This window comes from Labilibaculum manganireducens, from assembly GCF_002843385.1.
Taxonomy (GTDB): Bacteria; Bacteroidota; Bacteroidia; order Bacteroidales; family Marinifilaceae; genus Labilibaculum; species Labilibaculum manganireducens.
Map to the genome: position 1 here is coordinate 91,225 of NZ_MVDE01000009.1, position 19,641 is coordinate 110,865.

General features: G+C 35.3%; 16 protein-coding genes, 1 tRNA gene and 1 pseudogene. 13 read left to right on the top strand and 5 right to left on the bottom strand.

All coding sequences use genetic code 11. The features are described 5' to 3' along the window. Positions 1–7 precede the first annotated feature (7 nt). The 8 genes from BZG01_RS07920 (at position 8) to BZG01_RS07955 (ending at position 11,350) form a co-directional block, all read left to right on the top strand. Positions 8–1,594: a RagB/SusD family nutrient uptake outer membrane protein gene (locus BZG01_RS07920; RefSeq protein WP_101309291.1), complete on the top strand. Its 1,587-nt coding sequence runs from the start codon at positions 8–10 to the stop codon at positions 1,592–1,594. Between the two features lie 92 nt (positions 1,595–1,686). Next, positions 1,687–3,147 (top strand): glycoside hydrolase family 30 protein, encoded by a 1,461-nt coding sequence (locus BZG01_RS07925; RefSeq protein ID WP_101309292.1) that lies wholly within the window; start codon positions 1,687–1,689, stop codon positions 3,145–3,147. Between the two features lie 32 nt (positions 3,148–3,179). Beyond that, a complete protein-coding gene (gene bglX, locus BZG01_RS07930; RefSeq protein ID WP_101309293.1) occupies positions 3,180–5,453 on the top strand; it encodes a beta-glucosidase BglX in 2,274 nt (757 codons plus the stop codon). Positions 5,454–5,802: 349 nt separating this feature from the next. Continuing rightward, positions 5,803–6,102 carry a ribosome hibernation-promoting factor, HPF/YfiA family gene (gene hpf / locus BZG01_RS07935; protein ID WP_101309294.1) on the top strand — a complete coding sequence of 100 codons (300 nt, stop codon included), beginning with the start codon at positions 5,803–5,805 and terminating at the stop codon, positions 6,100–6,102. Between the two features lie 142 nt (positions 6,103–6,244). After that, a complete protein-coding gene (locus BZG01_RS07940; RefSeq protein ID WP_101309295.1) occupies positions 6,245–6,793 on the top strand; it encodes an RNA polymerase sigma-70 factor in 549 nt (182 codons plus the stop codon). A gap of 144 nt (positions 6,794–6,937) precedes the next feature. Beyond that, the gene (locus BZG01_RS07945) at positions 6,938–7,888 is read left to right on the top strand and encodes a FecR family protein (protein ID WP_180327257.1); all 951 of its coding nucleotides are present in this window, start codon (positions 6,938–6,940) and stop codon (positions 7,886–7,888) included. Positions 7,889–7,896: 8 nt separating this feature from the next. Further along, on the top strand, positions 7,897–10,479 hold the full coding sequence (locus tag BZG01_RS07950) for a TonB-dependent receptor (RefSeq protein WP_101309297.1): 2,583 nt from the start codon (positions 7,897–7,899) through the stop codon (positions 10,477–10,479). Positions 10,480–10,483: 4 nt separating this feature from the next. Further along, positions 10,484–11,350, top strand: a complete 867-nt coding sequence (locus BZG01_RS07955; RefSeq protein ID WP_101309298.1) for a DUF4249 domain-containing protein — start codon at positions 10,484–10,486, stop codon at positions 11,348–11,350. A gap of 34 nt (positions 11,351–11,384) precedes the next feature. Here the strand turns inward: BZG01_RS07955 and BZG01_RS07960 are convergent, their stop codons facing one another. Continuing rightward, entirely contained in the window at positions 11,385–11,828 is a 444-nt protein-coding gene (locus tag BZG01_RS07960) for a (4Fe-4S)-binding protein (RefSeq protein WP_101309299.1), read from the bottom strand. A 257-nt stretch (positions 11,829–12,085) separates the two neighbouring features. On the opposite strand from BZG01_RS07960, the gene BZG01_RS07965 reads away from it, so the two are divergent. Then, positions 12,086–12,158, top strand: a tRNA-Trp gene (locus tag BZG01_RS07965). Positions 12,159–12,235: 77 nt separating this feature from the next. Here BZG01_RS07965 and BZG01_RS21540 read toward each other — a convergent pair. From BZG01_RS21540 to purB, 4 genes are all read right to left on the bottom strand, one after another. Then, complete coding sequence (locus BZG01_RS21540; RefSeq protein ID WP_180327258.1) at positions 12,236–12,391, bottom strand: hypothetical protein; 156 nt, start codon at positions 12,389–12,391, stop codon at positions 12,236–12,238. Between the two features lie 190 nt (positions 12,392–12,581). Then, entirely contained in the window at positions 12,582–13,316 is a 735-nt protein-coding gene (locus BZG01_RS07970; RefSeq protein WP_101309300.1) for a carbon-nitrogen hydrolase family protein, read from the bottom strand. A gap of 55 nt (positions 13,317–13,371) precedes the next feature. After that, complete coding sequence (locus BZG01_RS07975; protein ID WP_101309301.1) at positions 13,372–15,195, bottom strand: ABC transporter ATP-binding protein; 1,824 nt, start codon at positions 15,193–15,195, stop codon at positions 13,372–13,374. A 117-nt stretch (positions 15,196–15,312) separates the two neighbouring features. Then, entirely contained in the window at positions 15,313–16,650 is a 1,338-nt protein-coding gene (purB, locus tag BZG01_RS07980; RefSeq protein WP_101309302.1) for an adenylosuccinate lyase, read from the bottom strand. Between the two features lie 189 nt (positions 16,651–16,839). Here purB and BZG01_RS07985 point away from each other — a divergent pair, with 189 nt between their 5' ends. From BZG01_RS07985 to BZG01_RS07995, 4 genes and pseudogenes are all read left to right on the top strand, one after another. Next, the gene (locus BZG01_RS07985; protein WP_101309303.1) at positions 16,840–17,646 is read left to right on the top strand and encodes an EI24 domain-containing protein; all 807 of its coding nucleotides are present in this window, start codon (positions 16,840–16,842) and stop codon (positions 17,644–17,646) included. A gap of 156 nt (positions 17,647–17,802) precedes the next feature. Continuing rightward, positions 17,803–18,441, top strand: a pseudogene (locus BZG01_RS22180) (NfeD family protein); the annotation flags it as partial. Positions 18,442–18,489: 48 nt separating this feature from the next. After that, the gene (locus tag BZG01_RS22100; protein WP_483868503.1) at positions 18,490–19,176 is read left to right on the top strand and encodes an NfeD family protein; all 687 of its coding nucleotides are present in this window, start codon (positions 18,490–18,492) and stop codon (positions 19,174–19,176) included. Beyond that, entirely contained in the window at positions 19,163–19,588 is a 426-nt protein-coding gene (locus tag BZG01_RS07995; RefSeq protein ID WP_180327259.1) for a GNAT family N-acetyltransferase, read from the top strand. Before BZG01_RS22100 ends, BZG01_RS07995 begins: the two co-directional genes overlap by 14 nt. The last annotated feature ends 53 nt before the right edge of the window (positions 19,589–19,641 follow it).

The window sequence follows — 19,641 nt, forward strand, 5'->3', positions numbered from 1 at the left end:
AAATAAAATGAAAAATAGAATATATAAAATAGCAATCGTTCTGTTTAGCCTTTTTACCTTTTTGGGGTGCAGTTCTGATTTTTTAGAACTAGAGCCAACGGGTAAATTGGCAAGTGAAGAATATTTAACTACCGAAAAAGAAGCATTTGATGCATTAATCGGTCTTTACGATCGCATGCAGGTGAATAACAACAACCAAGAAGATTGGTCTAGTGTTTTTCTTACACGTGTTCTTTTATCAGATGATTCCAATGCCGGAGGTGGTAGCGCTACCGATCAGCAAAAATTCCAAGAAATTGATGATTACACTCAGAGAGCAGACAATGCTGCTGTACAAAACGTATGGAAGGGGTATTACAAGGCTATTAATATGGCCAATAACATTATTGATAATGTACCTCCAGAACTAGCAAGTGCAGAAACTATAATTGCCGAAGCAAAATTTGTTAGAGCATACAACTATTTCGAATTAGTAACCCTATTTGGTTCAATACCATTACGATTAGAAAATCCAAAAACAGAAGCAGACAATCATGTAGCTAAAAGTTCAGTTGAAGCGATTTATGCACAAATTGAATTAGATCTTACTGCTGCTGTAGCCTCACTTCCACTAAAAAGTGCTTATAGCGCTGCTTACAAATTTAGAGCTTCAAAAGGTACTGCCCAAGCTCTTTTAGGAAAAGCACAGCTATTCCAGAAAAAATATGCTGAAGCAGCAACTAATTTTGCTGCCGTAATCTCAAGCGAAGAATACGATTTGGAAGATAATTATGGAGAAATATATGATGGAGTTGCTAAAGCTGGTAAGGAAGTTGTGTTTGAAATTCTTTATTCTAGTGAATCAGGTAACAATTGGGATACTTGGGACGGTACAGGTGAATCCAACTATATGACCCAGCTAATGGGAATTAGAGGAGATCATTCATTCAATAATCTTGACGTAGCACTTGGAAAAGAGTATATTAATGGATGGGGAATGAATGTTCCTACTCGAGAAATTGGAGAACTATTAGAAGCATCTGCTGCAAATGGTGATGTTAGAGGTCCAGCTTCTGTAATTTCAGGAACAGATTTCAGTGCCGCAGGTGGATATATTAATTCCCCCGAAGCTGCAGCCATTTATACAGGCGACAACAAGGACTATGAGGGGCCTGGAACTTTCAACTGGGGTGATTATGAAGGATATCTTCGTTTGAAATATACATGTGACACTCTCGAAACAGGCAAACCAGCTTTTGAAACGAACTGGCAATTCCCAGTTAAAGTAATCCGTTATGCTGATGTTTTATTGATGGCTGCTGAAGCCTACCTTGAAAGCAGTCAAGCAGACAAAGCCTTAACCGAAATTAATAAAGTTAGAGTCAGGGCAGGCTTATCTAATTTATCTTCTGTTAGTTTGCAAAATATTAAAGACGAAAGAAGACTTGAATTAGCTTTTGAAGGGCATCGTTTTTTCGACTGTGTTCGATGGGGGGATACTTCTGAATTAGGTCCAAAATTTACAGCTGGAAAAAACGAATTACTTCCAATCCCACAAATCGAAATAGATCTTAATAATGAACTAAGTCAGGCAGATCAAAACCCTGGATATTAATATATTATTATATCAAATTTGAATCATAGAGAAGACTACCCTTATTTTTAGGGTAGTCTTTTACTAATTCATTAGAACATAGAAAAAAGACTATGAAAAGATTTATCCCCATTATAGCAATTGCCTTAACAGCATGCTCACAACCAAATAAGAACGAGAAAACCAATTTTACTAAAGGATTTATTGCTGAAGGAAAAACGGCAACTGTAATTACTACTGCCAAGGATACAGATCTTAGATTAACCAAAACAGGAGAAGTAGAATTTATTAAAACCAAACAAGCTCAGGAAACTGAGAATTCCGTTTTTGTTAATCCAAACAATACATTTCAAACATTTATCGGAATAGGTGGAGCCATTACCGATGCATCTGCCGAAGTATTTGCAAAACTTTCAGAAGAAAAACAAAAAGAACTGATTACAGCCTACTATGGCAAAGAAGGAAATGCTTATTCCTTAATTCGTACGTCTATTCACAGCTGCGATTTTAGTAGTGGCAGCTTCACATATATCGAAGAAGGAGACAAAAATTTAGAAACCTTCTCAATTGATCACGACAGACAATATCGTTTGCCAATGATTAAACAAGCAATTGCAAAAGCCGGAGGTTTTATTCTATTTTATGCAAGTCCATGGAGCCCGCCAGCATTCATGAAAGACAATAACAACATGCTTCAGGGAGGTAAATTGCTTCCTGAATATTACGATACCTGGGCCAGATACTACGCCAAATTCATTAATGCATACGAAAAGGAAGGCATTCCTGTTTGGGGAATAACAATCCAGAACGAACCCATGGCGGTTCAACGCTGGGAATCTTGCATTTACACTGCAGAAGAAGAAAGAGATTTCCTGAAAAACCATTTAGGTCCAATATTAGAACAAGAAGGACTTGGTGATAAAAATATTGTAGTTTGGGATCACAACAGAGATTTAATCACACACAGGGCAAATACCATTTTCGATGATCCTGAAGCTGCAAAATATGCTTGGGGAATCGGTTTTCATTGGTATGAAACCTGGAGAGGCGGCGAACCAATGTTCGACAACGTACAGAAAATACAAGAAGCCTATCCAGATAAAAAACTACTTTTTACCGAAGGTTGTAACGAAGCATTCGATTCTTCAAAATATCAGTATTGGCCAAATGCAGAACGATATGGTCGTTCAATAATTAATGACTTTAATCGTGGAACCGTTGGTTGGACTGACTGGAACATTCTATTGGATGAAACCGGAGGCCCAAATCATGTTGGAAATTTATGTTTCTCCCCTATTCATGCAGATACTAGAACAGACAGCTTAATTTACACCCCATCGTATTACTATTTGGGACATTTCTCAAAATATATCCGCCCGGGAGCAAAAAGAGTAAGTACTGTTACAAGTTCCAGCTTTCTTCAAAGCACTTCATTTATAAATGAAAATGGTAAAATGGCAACAATTGTGATGAACAGTTCAGAAAAAACTATGAGTTACAAATTATACATTGGAGCCAATATTGCAACATCAATTGAAATTCCGGCAAGAGCCATACAAACCATTATATTTTAATCAAATAAAATTCCATATAAAATACTACAATAATGATTAAAAAAGTAAATCTGGTCATCATCTCATTACTTGTGCTTTTATCCTGTAATCAAGAGAAAAGCCCCGTATCTAAAGAAGATGAATTTGTGTCTGAACTTCTCGGTAAAATGACTCTTTCTGAGAAAATAGGACAATTAAACCAACACACAAGCCGGTGGGAAATGACAGGACCTGCTCCAAAAAATAATGACTCTCAGGATCAACTGGAACAAATAAAGAATGGTGAAGTTGGATCCATGCTAAATGTTACTGGAGCAGAAGCTACTCTTAATGCCCAAAAATTAGCCGTTGAAAACAGCCGCTTAGGCATTCCTATGATTTTTGGTTACGATGTAATTCACGGTTATCAAACCATGTTCCCAATTCCTTTAGCTGAAGCCTCTTCCTGGGATCCTGAAATCGTTAAACTATCAGCACAAGTTGCTGCGAAAGAAGCTTCTGCTGCCGGTTTACAATGGACTTTTGCCCCCATGATGGATGTGGGTAGAGATGCACGTTGGGGAAGAGTAATGGAAGGCTGCGGAGAAGATCCTTATTTAGCAAGTGTTTTGTCTGTAGCTCGTATTAAAGGATTTCAAGGAACTGATTTATCGGCAAACAATACCATTGCTGCTTGTGCAAAACACTTTGCCGGCTATGGATTCTCCGAATCCGGAAGAGACTACAATACTGTTGATATTGGATCCTATACACTTCACAATATTGTTTTACCACCCTTTAAAGCGGTAGCTGAAGCCGATGTTTCTACTTTCATGAATTCATTCAATATTATAAATGGTACGCCCTCTACAGCAAACCCATATCTGCAACGCAACTTACTAAAAAACAAATGGAATTTTAAAGGATTTGTTGTTTCTGACTGGGGAAGCATTGAGGAAATCTCGAATCACGGAGCTGCCGAAAATCTAAAAGAGGCTGGCCTGCTTGCAATTAAAGCAGGTTCGGATATGGATATGGAATCCAATGCCTACAGCAAATATCTTAAAGAATTGGTAGATGAAGGCAAAGTAGATGAAAAGTTGATTGATGATGCAGTTAAACGCATTTTAAAAATTAAGTACAAACTAGGCTTGTTCAATGATCCATATCAATACTCTAATATTGAACGTGAGAAAAAAGAAATCTACAGCAAAGAAAATAGGACTGCTGCCCGAAACGTAGCCCGTCACTCAATGGTACTTCTTAAAAATAAGGCTCAGTTACTTCCTTTATCTAAACAAATAAAGTCGATTGCCCTTATTGGCCCTTTGGCCGACAGTAAGGATATCCCTCTGGGAAGTTGGAGAGCAAAAGCTATTAAAAACTCGGCTGTATCCTTACTGGAAGGAATTCAGTCAGCCGTATCTGCAAAAACGAAAATAAACTACAGTAAAGGCTGTAATCTGACGATTGGAGACAGAAGTTTTCTTCAGGAGCTCTCTTATGAACAAAATGACAAATCAGGATTTCAGGATGCAATAAAAGCGGCACAGAATTCAGAAGTCGTAATTATGGCTCTTGGAGAAGATTGCTGGCAATCCGGCGAAGGCAGAAGTCAAACAGACATTCGTTTAAAAGGACAGCAACAGGACTTATTTAATGCAGTAAAAAAAGTAAACAAGAACATTGTTGTCGTATTAATGAATGGCCGGCCTCTTGCCATTCCCGAAATAGCTGAAAATGCAGCTGCTGTTCTGGAAACATGGTTTGGTGGTTCCGAAGCAGGAAATGCAATTGCAGATGTTCTTTTTGGAGATTACAATCCATCAGGTAAATTAACCATGTCTTTCCCAAGAAATGCAGGTCAATGTCCGATTTACTACAATCACATGAACACAGGCAGACCCACTTCTACGAACAATGTATTTTGGTCACACTATACCGATGCACCAAATACACCATTATATCCATTCGGATATGGTTTAAGCTACACATCTTTTGCCTATGGGGAAGCAACAATCAATTCCAGTGCTATAAAAAAGGATGAAACCATTGAGATTAAAATCTCACTTGCCAATACAGGAAAATATGAAGGTGAAGAAGTTGTTCAGCTATACATTCAGGATCCTAAAGCAACCTATGCCCGTCCGGTTAAGGAACTAAAACAATTCAAAAAAATCAAGCTAAAACCAGACGAAAACATACAGGTATCATTCAAATTAAAACCTGAAGACCTGGGATATTATTCCCCGGAAGGAGAATTCCTGATAGAATCGGGAGAATATCACATTTATGTTGGAGGTAATTCACAGGAAGTTAAGCAAGTTAATTTTACGCTTATAGATTAGTTAATATTAGTTGATTTGAAAAGGGCGGAAAACAGTATTGTTTTTCGCCTTTTTCTGTAAAAAACCAACCCCTTTTGGTAAATTGAAACAATAGAATTTTAAAAGTTAAATTTTCAATAAAAATTATACACCTTATCCTTAAGCTCTTGTGAAATTAAAATTGTTAAAGACATTTAAATTCATCTTTTTCATTTCTTTTCCTTAGTTTTTTTGCGTATTTTCAATCTAGAAAGATTAATCATTTATGGCTTTAAAAGTCATTAGCGCGCGAATAACAAGAACCGGTTTATATTTAACAGAATATTAACTTGTGCAATAAGTTGCATATTAAAATATAGGAGGAATTGTGATGAACATGAAAATGCAATCCGTAGGTTTTAAGGCAGATAGCAAATTAGAAGCTTTTATTAACCAAAAATTTAAGAAACTTGAAAAGTTGGAAAGTACAATTACTGGTTACGATATAATACTTAATGTTGACAAATCAAGTACAAAAGACAATAAAGTAGTTGAAGTGAAAATTAAAGTTCCGGGAAGTGAGCTTTTTGCAAAAAAGAAAAGCACCTCTTTTGAAGAAGCTGCCGACCTAGTTTCAGAAGCTTTACGAACTCAAATATTAAAATACAAAGAAGTAAAAGCCAGCAAATAAAATATCAACCCTCTGCATTCGCAGGGGGTTTTCTTTTTCCCTTCCCTACTCTTATTCCATCTTCAATTATTTGTCAACGAAACAATAAAAGCCATTAATACAAGATTATTTTTCTATTTTTGACTTTTAAAACGGAGATATTATGCTTGCGCTTTCTAAAACAAAAACAAATCTTGATTTTGAAAAAACATTCAAAGAGTTATATTCTCCATTGTGCAATTTTGCATACTCCTTCCTTCCTGACCATGATTTATGTGAAGATCTGGTACAAGATGTTTTCCTGAAAATATGGGATAAATCTCCTGATATTAACACTTCCATATCATCTTACCTATATCAAGCTGTTAAAAATTCCTGCTTTGACCATATGAGAAAAAGTTATAAGCAGTCGATTATTCCAATTGAAGAAATTGAAGATCCTATTGACTCCCCTTATGAATTAAACCGCGAAAAAGACCTGACAGCTTTAAACAAAAAGATTGAAAAAGCGATCAATTCACTACCTCCAAAATGCAAGGAAATTTTCTTGCTTCGTCGTAATTTTCAAATGTCTTATAATGAAATATCAATTGAATTGAATATCTCGAAAAAGACCATTGAAAATCATATGAATTCAGCAATTAAAAAGTTGAGAACTCAATTAAGCAAGTCCGATTTTCTAATCTATTTTTTCTTTCTCGAAAAAAAATAAAAAAAAATCACTTTTCAACTAGGGGTAAAATGCATAATCATTGTCTTACCAATAGAGTTTAAACAAAACACCTCACATTTTGTAGAAACTCTGACAACTAAAATTGCAATTTTTTTGTTTCGAATGCCAATAATATCATGCGCCATGAAGGTAAACACCGAAATATTAACCGATTATTTAAATGAAAAATGTGACGAGAAAACAAAGCAAAAGCTAGAAATATGGCTCGATAAAGATCCTGATAATCAGAAGTATCTTAATGAACTAAAGATATATTGGGATGCGAAAAAATCCATAACTGCAAAAATCGAATTCGATTCAGAAGCAGGATTTCAAAATTTATTAGCTAAAAAATCAAAAATAAAATCACAATATCTAAAAAGAACACTTCGGTATGCGGCCCTTATAGTTGCTTTTATTTCAACCAGCTTGTTCGGATATCTTTTTATTGCTCCTGAAAATTCAAACTTAATTGTTTCGAACATGGAACAAACTGAAAAAACTCTGGTACTTCCTGATGGTACATCCATTATTCTTGCAGAAGGATCCAGAATTGAATATCCAGATCATTTTTCGAAGAGAGAAAGACTGGTTACCTTAAAGGGAGAAGCTTTTTTTAATGTTGCCAAAAATAAAGAAAAACCTTTTGTTATTTTATCTGGGCAAACCCGAACAATGGTCGTTGGAACATCTTTTAGAATAAAAGAAGAAATTGACAGAACAACGATAACAGTTCGGACTGGAATTGTGGAGTTTATGGAAAAAGGAAATCCGAAAAATAAAACCAGATTACTGAAAGGTGATTGTGCACAATTTGTAAACAATCAAAAAGTGGTTCTAAAAAGGGATTCTGAATCTAGTGAAATTGATTTTACTGTAAAGCTATTAAAATATAATAACGAGAGGTTAGAAGTTATTTGCAAAGATTTAAGCGAACTCTTTCATACTACAATTCAGACCCAAAATGTAGCAAAATCTCAACTTTCGCTTTCTGCGGTATTTGAGGATGAAAATCTGGAAAGCATAATAAAATCTCTTTGCTTCACTCTTAACCTCGAATCCGAACAAAAAGAAAATATAATCCTACTAAAATAAATTAATAAATGAAGCACATCATTCTTACTCTTAGCTGCATAATAATGTTGCTGGGGAGTACAAATCTATTGTCACAAAATAGAATCAATAATATTATAAAAACAGAAAAGAATTCCTATACATTTAATGAATTAATGAACCTGATAAAGACTCAATCCGGATACAATTACACGTATCCAACAGATAGTGATCTCAGTCAAAAAACAATTAATCTGGGTAAAAAGGAATATGCACTGGATCTTCTGTTAGACAAAATATCTCTTCAACTGCAACTTAAATACAGGATAATTGAGAAACAGATATCATTTAAAATCATACAAAAAAAAACAGTAACCATTAGTGGGTATATTCGTGATAAGAATACGGGTGAAGACTTAATTGGAGCGGCATGTTACATTAAAGAATTGGCAAGGGGAACAGTTAGCAATGTGTACGGATTTTATTCGCTCAGTATACCTTCCGGGAAATACACTGTTAGCTATTCCTTTTTAGGCAACAAAACAAACGAATCGATTATTGAAATTGAAGAAGATAAAGTTTTAACTGTTGAATTAGACAATGAAAGTCAGCAAATAAATGAAGTTGTGGTAACCGGAGAAGGTGCTGCCAAAAACATCAAGCGAAATGAAATGAGTGTTGTAAAACTTCCTGTTTCAACGGTAAAAAAACTTCCTGCACTAATGGGTGAAGTTGATTTAATCAAGGCCATTCAAATGCTTCCCGGAGTAAAACCTGCTGCCGAAGGAGGAACCGGATTTAGCGTTCGTGGAGGAAATCCAGATCAAAATTTAATTCTTTTGGATGAAGCTCCCGTTTACAATGCTTCTCATCTTTTAGGTTTCTTTTCCATTTTTAATAACGACGCCATCAGCGATTTAAAACTCTACAAGGGAGATATTCCTGCAAGCATAGGAGGCCGGTTATCCTCTTTTTTAGATATCAGAATGAAAAATGGAAATTCTAAAAAATTCTCTGGAAGCGGTGGAATAGGAACCATTTCATCACGCTTAACTTTGGAAGGACCAATTGGAAAAAATGATAAAACCTCATTCATTTTAAGTGGCCGAAGAAGTTATTTGGATCTATTTCTTCGTCTTTCTTCAAATGAAGATGTAAAAGACAACATCGTGTATTTTTACGATTTAAACGCTAAAATTAATCATCGGATTAATGGTAAGAATCGAATATTTATTTCGACCTATTTTGGGAAAGACAAGTTTAAAAACAACGACAACCAACTTTCGTTTGGAAATCAAACCTTAACTCTTAGATGGAATCATTTATTTTCAAACAAACTTTTCTCAAATACGTCTCTGCTTTGGAGCAAATACAATTATGAATTATCTAATAGCAGTGGAGCTAATGCCTTTATGTGGGATTCTAAACTTGAAGATTTGTCCGTAAAGCAAGATTTCAATTATTTTTTAAACTCAAATAACACAATCAAATTCGGAGGAATATTCACCTACCATAAATTTGAACCTGGTTATGCACGCGGAATTGGTGAGGAATCCTTTATATCAGAATACAAGGTTAATAATTCGAATGCATTGGAAGAAGCCCTGTTTGTTTCCAACGAACAAAAAATAGGAGAACGATTAACATTAAAATATGGAATACGTTTTTCGATGTTTAACAATATTGGAAAAGGTACCGTTTATGATTTTAATAACAATTATGAAGTTACTGATTCTACAATTTACAAATCAGGAAATATATATAACACATATACCAACTGGGAACCACGACTTGGAGCAAAATATTCCTTAAATGAGGTTTCTTCTGTTAAAATGAGCTATTCCAGAACCTCACAATACATGCAGCTTGCTCAGAATTCTTCAGGGGGAATGCCTTTGGATGTTTGGTTTCCCTCTTCGCCTAATGTTAAACCACAAAAATCAGATCAATATGCCATAGGTTATTTCCGAAACTTCAAAGACAATGCAATAGAAACATCAGTGGAGCTGTACTATAAAAAAATGAAAAACACTGTTGATTTTAAAGATTTTGCCAATCTGCTTTTAAACAAAGAACTGGAAGGCGAATTACGATTTGGTTCCTCTGAAGCTTACGGTATAGAATTTATGGCACAGCTTAATTTAAATCGTCTGGAAGGATGGTTTGGGTATACCTATGCAAGCACCAAACGAACTGTTACAGGTATTAATAAGGGCAACACCTATCGCTCACCTTACGACGTACCTCATGATGTTAAGGCTGCCCTAAGTTATCAATTAACGAAAAGAACAAGCATCTCTGCTAATTTTACCTATTCAACAGGGAAACCAATAACCTTCCCAACTGGACGGGCAGAATATCAAGGTGCATTTATAAAAATATATTCGGATAGAAATTCCTACCGTTTGCCGGATTATCATCGAATGGATTTGGCTTTAACCGTTAAGAATAAGAAAAAACCAAATAGGAAATGGGAAGGAGAATGGAACTTTTCCTTATACAATGCCTACGGAAGAAAAAATCCTTGGGTCGTAAATTTCGTTCAGGATGAAAATGATCCTAAAAAGATTTATGCAGAAAAAACGTATCTGTTCACTTTTGTTCCTTCAGTGACCTATAATTTTAAATTTTAAAATAATGAAACGAATAATATATCTTATCACATCTATATTAATACTAAGCTCTTGCACCGAGAAGATGGATGTAGAATTAGACAGCTCTTCTACCCGCTTATGTGTTGAAGCCAAAATTACAAATGATTTCAAAAAGCATTTCGTAAAATTAAGTGAATCGAGCGACGTATTCTTTAACAAAGAAGCAATCCCTGTTACTAAAGCGAATATAAAAGTCAGCGATGGCACATCCGATTATCTTTATGAAGAAACAAGCCAGGGATATTACGAAAGCGTTACCAAATTTTCGGGAATGCCAGGCACAACATACTCTTTATCAATCTCTGATGTTGATATCGATCAGAATGGTGAAAAGGAAATATACCAAGCTCAATCCGTGATGCCATTCCCATATGATATTGATTCAATTAAGATGAATTACGACAAAAGATACATGAATGACGATGGTGATAGAAAAGCATATTGGCTTCTTTCCTTGTATTTACAAGATGATATCGAAACAGAAAATTATTATGGTTTTGCCTGCCAAATTAATAATAAATTGGTACACGATACCATAACCGAAGTTGTGATAGCCGAAGACACTTTCTTTAATGGAGGAGATTCAAAAGGTGTTGACGTTGGATTTTTCGATCAGGAAAAACCCGACGAAATAATTTATGATAATGACAAAATTACTTTAGAAACTTATGCTATGACTGAAGACTATTTTGACTTTGTTAACGAATTTCAAACTATGGATCAAACACAAACACCCATGTTTTCAGGTCCGCCCGCCAATATAAGAAGCAATATTTCGAATGATGCAGTTGGCTTTTTTGCAGTTTATGCCATCACACGCAACTCCATCACTGTTAACATTGAACAATAAATTTAAAGAGCACTTTTGGTGCTCTTTTCTTTTTTTATTCTTTAAACCCGATGTCCTTATGGGAACCATCACAAAATGGTTTACTTTTAGAAGAACCGCAACGGCAAAAATAGCAAGCATCTGCCATTACTTTTCTCTGTCCATCTGAACCAACAAGAGTTATTGGTCCTTCCATCATAATAGGACCATCTTTAAGTACTTCTACTTTGTGCCCGGCTTCAATTGCTTTAACCGAACCTTTTTCGCCGTCTTCACGATCGGGACTATTCATATAAAAAGACAGTGCTCTGGACGGACATTTTTGCACCTGTTTAATGATCTCTTCAGTACCAGCTCCTTTTGCTTTTACCCAAGGTCTTGTTCCCGGCTGAAAAACATCTGGCAATCCTTTAGAACAAACACCGGAATGAATACATAAATCAGATTCGTACACTACTGTAACCACTCCATTGGAATATTCCTTTTTCGTTTTTATCATGGCTCATTATTTTTGATGTTTTTTACTTCACCTATTAATTTACTACATTTTCATGAATATTATTAAATTATTTTCCAACAAATAAAATTACTCCTTCAACAGCAATCATCTCATTCTGAAACCCCTGCAAAACCAAAGGAAAGTTTCATCTGTAAAAAAATAAATCCAGATAAAAAAAAGGACTTGCACATCAAAAAAAATATCCTACTTTTGTCGCAGACTTTTCAGGAAAATATTTTTGAAAAGGCTAATTACAGACGGGTGTAGCTCAGTTGGTAGAGCACTGGTCTCCAAAACCAGGTGTCGGGAGTTCGAGTCTCTCCACCCGTGCAAAAACCTTTCTAATTATTTAGGAAGGTTTTTTATTTTATAAAAAAAGCGACCATTTCTGATCGCTTTTCACTTTTTTATAAATTATCCTTTAAGTAGTACTTTTCATTTGCATCCATCTCTACAATTCCTTCTCTCAATTTATAGTTTGGAATCTCTCTTTTTGATTTTTCCGAATGAAACCTTTTTTTCTTCTCTTTTTGGGGCTGAACTGATCTAATAGTTTTCGACATAACTTTAAATTTTAAAAAAAACTAAGTGTACACTATCATTTATTTTCTACGTAAGTACTAAAAAAAAGTGACAAAAAAAATGATGAGCCAATTAACTGGCTCATCATTTAGTATTAGAGTGGTAACCAATTTTGTCAGACAAAAGTTACAGCAACTCCATATCTATTTGATAGATATATCAAATTATGGTTTATTTTATGCCTTTTTCGATCACTTCTTTCGTTTCTGTATCGAAAATTAAAAGCCCCTCGTTTTTATCATTTAATTGTCCAACTAATTTTCCTTCTTCATTCCATATCGAAGTTTTTCCAGCACATTCATATCCACCTGATTGTCCAATATAATTAGCCATAAACACAGTCATTTTAAACTCTTTTGCAATTTCAGACAACTTTTTAATATCGTCTTCAATACCATTTATAGAGTTCAATACGCTTGCAATATAAATGTTCGCATGATTTTTATGCGCAGTTTCTGAGTGTTCAGAAATTGATAATTCATAACAAATTGCAGGTGCTACAACATTTCCACCTTCAAAATTCAAATAAATTTGCTTCTGTCCTGGAGTAAAAACATCTATTTCAGTTGGATATAAATATTGCTTTGAATAAATAAGCCGTTCTTTGTTCGATTGAAAAATCACCATACTTATGAAAGTATCATCATTTTCTTTAGTTGGTAATCCAACTCCAATCACTATTTTATTCAAGTCAGAAATTTCCTGAAATACATCAAGTCTTGTGTCGTCTTGTGTCGTGGCTAAGATCTTTGCTAATTTCGGTTCATAACCAGTCAACGACAATTCTGGAAAAATCATTATATCAGCATTTTCATGGACAGCAATGTCTAAAAATCTTTTGTGCTGATCAATATTTTTTTCAATGTCACCTTTTATCGGATTTGTTTGCCCTATACAAATTCTCATACTTAAGTTTCTATCCTGAAGTTCAAAGACCAATAACTACTTACTATATTGAATTTTATAGCAATTGCATGTCATACAATTTTTTATAAGTGCCATTTTTTGCAATAAGCTCTTCATGTTTGCCACGTTCAACAATTTCTCCCTCATGAAAGACACAAATTAAATCGGCATTTTTAACTGTTGACAAGCGGTGAGCAATTACAACTGAAGTACGATTCTGCATCAATTTATCCAAAGCATCCTGCACCAATCGTTCCGATTCCGTATCCAAAGCCGAAGTAGCTTCATCCAAAATCATAATAGGAGGATTTTTAAGAACTGCTCTGGCAATACTCAACCTCTGACGCTGACCTCCCGAAAGCTTACCTCCACGATCTCCAATATTAGTATAATAACCATCTTCTGTTGCAGAAATAAAGTCATGAGCATTGGCAATTTTTGCTGCTGCTTCAACTTCTTCCAGTGTAGCACTTTCTACACCAAATGCAATATTGTTGAAAATTGTATCATTAAACAGAATTGATTCCTGATTCACGTTCCCCATAAGATTCCGCACATCAGCAATTTTGAGATCACGAATATCCTGGCCATCAACAAAAATTCCACCTTCAATTACATCGTAAAATCTAGGTAATAAATCAACGAAAGTTGTTTTACCCGAACCAGATTCGCCTACTAAGGCAATCGTTTTCCCTTTCGGGATCTCAAGGTTTATATTTTTCAAAACTTGTTTCTCGCCATTGTACGAGAAACCTACATTTCGGTATTCAATTGCATTTTCAAATCGACCTATGTGTTTTGCATTTGGTTGATCTACGATTGTCGACTCAGCTCCTAAAATTTGATCGATACGCTCCATAGCAGCCAAACCTTTTTGTATGCTAAAGAAGGCTTTCGAAAAAGCCTTTGCTGGATTTATAATCGAGTAAAATAGCACCAAGTAAACCATGAAACTGGCACCATTAAGACTTCCCTCTCCATTTAAAATTAAACGTCCACCATACCAAAGTACGATAACGATAACGATCGTTCCCAAGAATTCGCTAACAGGATGAGCCAAAACTCTTCTACGCATCAAACTATTCATGATACGACGATAATCATTATTTTCGGCGGAAAATTTTTCTGTTACTTTATCCTCTGCTGTAAAGGCTTTAATAATTCGAAGACCTGAAAGGGTTTCTTCAATGGTAGATAAAAGTTCTCCCATCTTGTTTTGTCCCAAGCGTGACGTTTTTTTCAAGCTTCGACCAATTCGACCAATAATAAAACCGGCCATAGGCAGAAGAACAAAACTAAAAAGAGTCAGTTGAGGACTCATAATAATCATTGCCGACAAGGATACAATAATTATAATCGGATTCTTGATGAACATGTCCAATGAATCCATCACCGAATTTTCTACTTCCTGAACATCACCAGTTGAACGTGCTATAATATCACCTTTCTTTTCATCAGTAAAAAAAGGAATTGGTAAACTAACAATCTTGTTGTAGATCAGATTTCTCATATCACGAACCACTCCATTTCTCAATCCAACTGTGTGATATGATCCCAGATAAGTAAACGCAACTTTAAAAAACACCGCAATCACAAGGAAGATCCCAACAAAAATAAGAGCTGAGTCGGAGCCATATTCCAATTTTACCTGTGATGTATAGAAATAAAAATTTGCCTTAATTGAACCAAATTTAAACTCCCATGGCACAAGTTCTACTACTGGCTCTGCAATATTGAAAAGTATTTCCAAAACAGGTTGCATCATAGCAAAAGAGAATACTCCAAAAACTGCAGCTAGTAAATTATAAACGAAACTCATTATTAAATCACTCTTATAAGGAGGAAGGAATCGTCTAAGAATCTTAATAAAATCTTTCATCAAGTAATTAATGGGTGAAACAAAAGCTTACAATTCATCAATAAGCAGTAAAAAAATAAGGCTGTAAAAGTACAACTCTTACAGCCTATTTACAAAGTATTAACAAGATTTAATATTTTAGATTCCTGTATAATTAGCAGGACTAATTGCCTTTAATTCAACCTTTAAGACGTCATCAACTTCTAAAGTATCAATGAACTCAGCAATACTTTCTTTTGTGATGTGACTATTGGTACGAGTTAAAGCTTTTAATGCTTCATAAGGATTTGGATATCCTTCGCGGCGAAGAATGGTTTGAACTGCCTCGGCAACAACCGCCCAGTTCGCATCCAAATCGGCCTGAAACGCTTCTTTCGAAATAATTAATTTATCCAAACCTTTTAATAAAGATTTAAAAGCAATAATAGTATGAGCAAAAGGAACTCCAATGTTTCTTAAAACAGTAGAATCGGTTAAATCGCGTTGCAATCTGGATATAGGCAATTTTGCCGATAAATGCTCAAAAACAGCATTTGCCAATCCAAGATTTCCTTCTGAATTTTCAAAATCGATAGGATTAACCTTATGAGGCATTGCCGATGATCCTACTTCGCCCTCTTTAATTTTTTGTTTGAAATAATTCATGGATACATAAGTCCAAAAATCACGATTCAAATCAATCAAAACCGTATTGATACGTTTTAGATTATCGAAAATAGCTCCCATGTTGTCGTAATTGGAAATCTGAGTGGTAAATTCCTCACGTTCCAATTTCAAAATATCATTTACAAAATGGTTCCCAAATTCTTTCCAGTCGGTTTTAGGATATGCTACATGATGAGCATTAAAGTTACCGGTAGCTCCACCAAATTTGGCCGAACATGGAACACTTTTTAAAAGATCCAATTGCTTCTTTAAACGATATACGTATACCTGAATTTCTTTTCCTAAACGAGTTGGAGATGCTGGCTGACCATGCGTACGGGCCAACATTGAAATTTCTTTCCAATCCTCAGAAAGACTGTCCAGTTTATTAATCAATTCGTCTAAAAGCGGATAATAAACATCATGCACTGCATCGCGCAATGAATAGGGTGTTGCAGTATTATTAATATCCTGAGAAGTTAATCCGAAGTGAATAAACTCTTTGTATTTCTGAAGATTTAAAGTATCAAATTTTTCCTTAATAAAGTACTCAACTGCTTTAACATCATGATTTGTTACACTTTCAATATCTTTAACTTTTTGCGCATCTTCAACTGTAAAATCAAGATATAAACTACGCAAATCTGCAAATAAATCCTTATCGAAATCCTTTAGCTGTGGAAGAGGAACCTCACATAAAGCAATAAAATATTCTACTTCTACCAAAACTCTGTATCGCACCAAAGCATATTCCGAAAAATACTCTCCTAAAACGTTTACCTTATCACGGTAACGTCCGTCAATCGGCGAAATTGCTGTCAAACTCTGCATTTCAAAAAAATTAAATGTCAATAATGGTTATTTAGAAGCCCAAAGGTAATTAAAAGCGATGAGTCCCGAAAGCTTTCAGAGAATGATCTGCAATAAGAAAGCATTATCTAATCAAACATTGAACCTTATATTTCGCATTTTATCGATAAATGTTATTTTTGTTAAGTCACTTAACTTAAAAAAGAATCGATGAAATTCATTAAAGATTTCAGCTTTGGCTTACGAACTTACACCGAAGCCATTCAATATATTTTCAGAAAACGATTGGCTTGGTTTTTCATATTCCCAATTCTTCTCAATATCATTTTATTTTGGGTTGGCTGGGATTACATTGGCGATTTGGCTCAGCAATCGCAAACCTGCCTTGAAGGATGGTTGGATTTAAAAAATGCTGAATTTTGGGGTTCCGGTTTCTTAAAAGCGACTCTTGGGGGATTTATTTGGGTGATATTCAAATTATTATTCTTTTTGATATTCGCCTACTTTGGTGGCTACATCATCCTCATCATTATGTCACCTGTATTCTCCTATTTATCAGAACGAACAGAAAAAATAAAAACAGGAAATGACTATCCATTTGAAATAAAACAATTTCTAAAAGACATTGTACGCGGTGTTTTTATTGCTGTTCGAAACTTGCTAATAGAACTGGCTTTAACGATACTCATGTTTATTTTAAGTTTTATCCCGATAATAGGTTGGATTGCCGCCATATTCCTGTTTTTCATTTCAGCGTATTTCTACGGATTTTCATTTCTTGACTATGCAATTGAACGCAAAAAAATGAGCATTACACAAAGTGTTCTGTTCATGAGAGAAAACAAAGGAATCGTAATTGCCAATGGTTTTATTTTTTCACTCTGCCTGATCGTTCCATTTTGCGGCGTTTCTTTTTCAAGTTTTGCGGCTATTATTTCAGTTGTTGCAGGAACTTTAGCTGTAAACGAAATTTGGGATGATGACAAATACCTAAATAGAAAATCAAACAAAATTTAAACTTAATTGCTATCTTACATATAAGTTCAAATTCCTCCTGTGAATTATCAGGCTTAGGTTTTGAGTACAATCGGACACAGTAAAACAAATACAAATATGAATAACATTCGTCGCTTTCTTCTTATCATTTTTTCTATATCGCTGGCTTTCCAGCTCATGGCAAATCAGTCTGCTGACAGTATTCCCGAAATTAACAAAACACAGGTTTACAAGTTTGATATTAAACGGGAGATTGGGCCTGCAGTCTGGAGACAGACAAAAGATGCACTTCAGGAAGCCGTTGAATGGAATGCTGATATCATTCTTATTCATATGAATACCTACGGAGGTACGGTGATTCATGCAGATTCAATTCGAACAGCCATTTTAAACAGCAAAATTCCTGTTTATGTTTTTATTGATAACAATGCAGCATCTGCCGGAGCTCTTATTTCTATTGCCTGCGATAGTATTTACATGAGGACCGGAGCCAATATTGGAGCTGCAACCGTTGTAAATCAAACAGGTGCAGCAATGCCCGATAAATATCAATCGTACATGCGATCGACAATGCGCGCAACAGCCGAATCGCATGGAAAGGACACATTGATTCAAAAAGGTGACACAATCTACAAATGGCGAAGAGATCCGTTAATTGCTGAAGCGATGGTTGATCCCCGTACCTATATTGAAAATGTGATTGACACAGGAAAAGTTTTAACTTTCACTCCGGCTGAAGCAATTAAAAACGGATACTGCGAAGGAATCGCAAACAGTGTGGAAGAAGTCCTTGCTAAGGCTGGGATAAAAGAATATACGATTAAAAAATATGAGCCAACGGGAATTGAAAAAATGATTGATTTCATGATTAATCCTATTTTACAAGGTATCTTAATCATGATTATTATTGGAGGAATTTATTTTGAATTACAAACTCCGGGAATCGGATTTCCGATACTGGCATCTGCGATTGCGGCGGTTCTCTACTTCTCGCCCCTTTATTTGGAAGGAATGGCCGAAAACTGGGAAATTCTTTTATTTGTGGCGGGTGTCATCCTCCTCGCGCTGGAAATATTTGTTATTCCAGGCTTTGGTGTTGCTGGTATTTCCGGAATCATTCTCATTATTACCGGTCTCGCTTTAAGTTTGGTTGACAATGTTGCTTTTGATTTTGAACCTCGTCACATAAGAGCTTTGCTTGGTGCAATTATGCTGGTTGTCTTTTCTATGTTAGCCTCCATACTGGGATCAATTTATGCAAGCAAAAGGCTGTTTGCCACCAATTCATTTTTAGGGCATTTAGCTCTTGGCACAATCGAAAAATCAGAAGATGGTTACGTTAGTGTGGATATGAAAGGCAAATCATTAATAGGGAAAACAGGAACCGTCCTTAGCGTTCTTCGTCCTTCGGGCAAGGTATTTATCGAAAACCAAATTTACGATGCTAAATCGGAGGATGGTTTTATAGACAAAGACACACTCATAGAAGTAATCCGTTTTGAATCCGGTCAGGTATATGTTATAAAAAAAGAAGATGATGAGCTCAATTAAGCCTAGGAGTTATAAATCGGACGATTACCAGCACATTCTTAAATTATGGGAAATAACCAATTTGGGAGGTGAAGAACGTGGCGACAATGCAGAAACAATCGAGGTAAGCTTGTTGCACGGAGGCAAATTCTGGATTCTTGAAGATTCCAAAACCCGAAAACTGATTGGTTCTTGTTGGGTCACCAATGATTCCAGACGACTGTATCTGCACCATTTGGGAATTCATCCTGAATATCAACACCAAGGATACGGAAAACTTCTCACAGAAACAGCATTGGCACATGCTAAAAGCTTAAACATGCAAATTAAACTGGAGGTTCATCATTCAAACAAAACAGCACTAAATATTTATAAAGAACAAGGATTTAATATCCTTGAAGGATACGAAGTAATGATTAAACGAAGGCATTAAAAACAAAATCACGCATTACACTCTGTAAAATAAACTGATTTGACTTATGTTTC

Excerpts from the sequence above, each read along its gene's own strand:
- BZG01_RS07975 (WP_101309301.1), bottom strand. The coding sequence starts at position 15,195 with ATGAAAGATTTTATTAAGATTCTTAGACGATTCCTTCCTCCTTATAAG.
- BZG01_RS07925 (WP_101309292.1), top strand. The coding sequence starts at position 1,687 with ATGAAAAGATTTATCCCCATTATAGCAATTGCCTTAACAGCATGCTCA.
- BZG01_RS07970 (WP_101309300.1), bottom strand. The coding sequence starts at position 13,316 with ATGAGAATTTGTATAGGGCAAACAAATCCGATAAAAGGTGACATTGAA.
- bglX (WP_101309293.1), top strand. The coding sequence starts at position 3,180 with ATGATTAAAAAAGTAAATCTGGTCATCATCTCATTACTTGTGCTTTTA.
- BZG01_RS21540 (WP_180327258.1), bottom strand. The coding sequence starts at position 12,391 with ATGTCGAAAACTATTAGATCAGTTCAGCCCCAAAAAGAGAAGAAAAAA.
- hpf (WP_101309294.1), top strand. The coding sequence starts at position 5,803 with ATGAACATGAAAATGCAATCCGTAGGTTTTAAGGCAGATAGCAAATTA.
- BZG01_RS07985 (WP_101309303.1), top strand. The coding sequence starts at position 16,840 with ATGAAATTCATTAAAGATTTCAGCTTTGGCTTACGAACTTACACCGAA.
- BZG01_RS07955 (WP_101309298.1), top strand. The coding sequence starts at position 10,484 with ATGAAACGAATAATATATCTTATCACATCTATATTAATACTAAGCTCT.
- BZG01_RS07945 (WP_180327257.1), top strand. The coding sequence starts at position 6,938 with ATGAAGGTAAACACCGAAATATTAACCGATTATTTAAATGAAAAATGT.
- BZG01_RS07940 (WP_101309295.1), top strand. The coding sequence starts at position 6,245 with ATGCTTGCGCTTTCTAAAACAAAAACAAATCTTGATTTTGAAAAAACA.
- BZG01_RS07960 (WP_101309299.1), bottom strand. The coding sequence starts at position 11,828 with ATGATAAAAACGAAAAAGGAATATTCCAATGGAGTGGTTACAGTAGTG.
- BZG01_RS07995 (WP_180327259.1), top strand. The coding sequence starts at position 19,163 with ATGAGCTCAATTAAGCCTAGGAGTTATAAATCGGACGATTACCAGCAC.
- BZG01_RS07950 (WP_101309297.1), top strand. The coding sequence starts at position 7,897 with ATGAAGCACATCATTCTTACTCTTAGCTGCATAATAATGTTGCTGGGG.
- BZG01_RS07920 (WP_101309291.1), top strand. The coding sequence starts at position 8 with ATGAAAAATAGAATATATAAAATAGCAATCGTTCTGTTTAGCCTTTTT.
- purB (WP_101309302.1), bottom strand. The coding sequence starts at position 16,650 with ATGCAGAGTTTGACAGCAATTTCGCCGATTGACGGACGTTACCGTGAT.
- BZG01_RS22100 (WP_483868503.1), top strand. The coding sequence starts at position 18,490 with ATGATTAATCCTATTTTACAAGGTATCTTAATCATGATTATTATTGGA.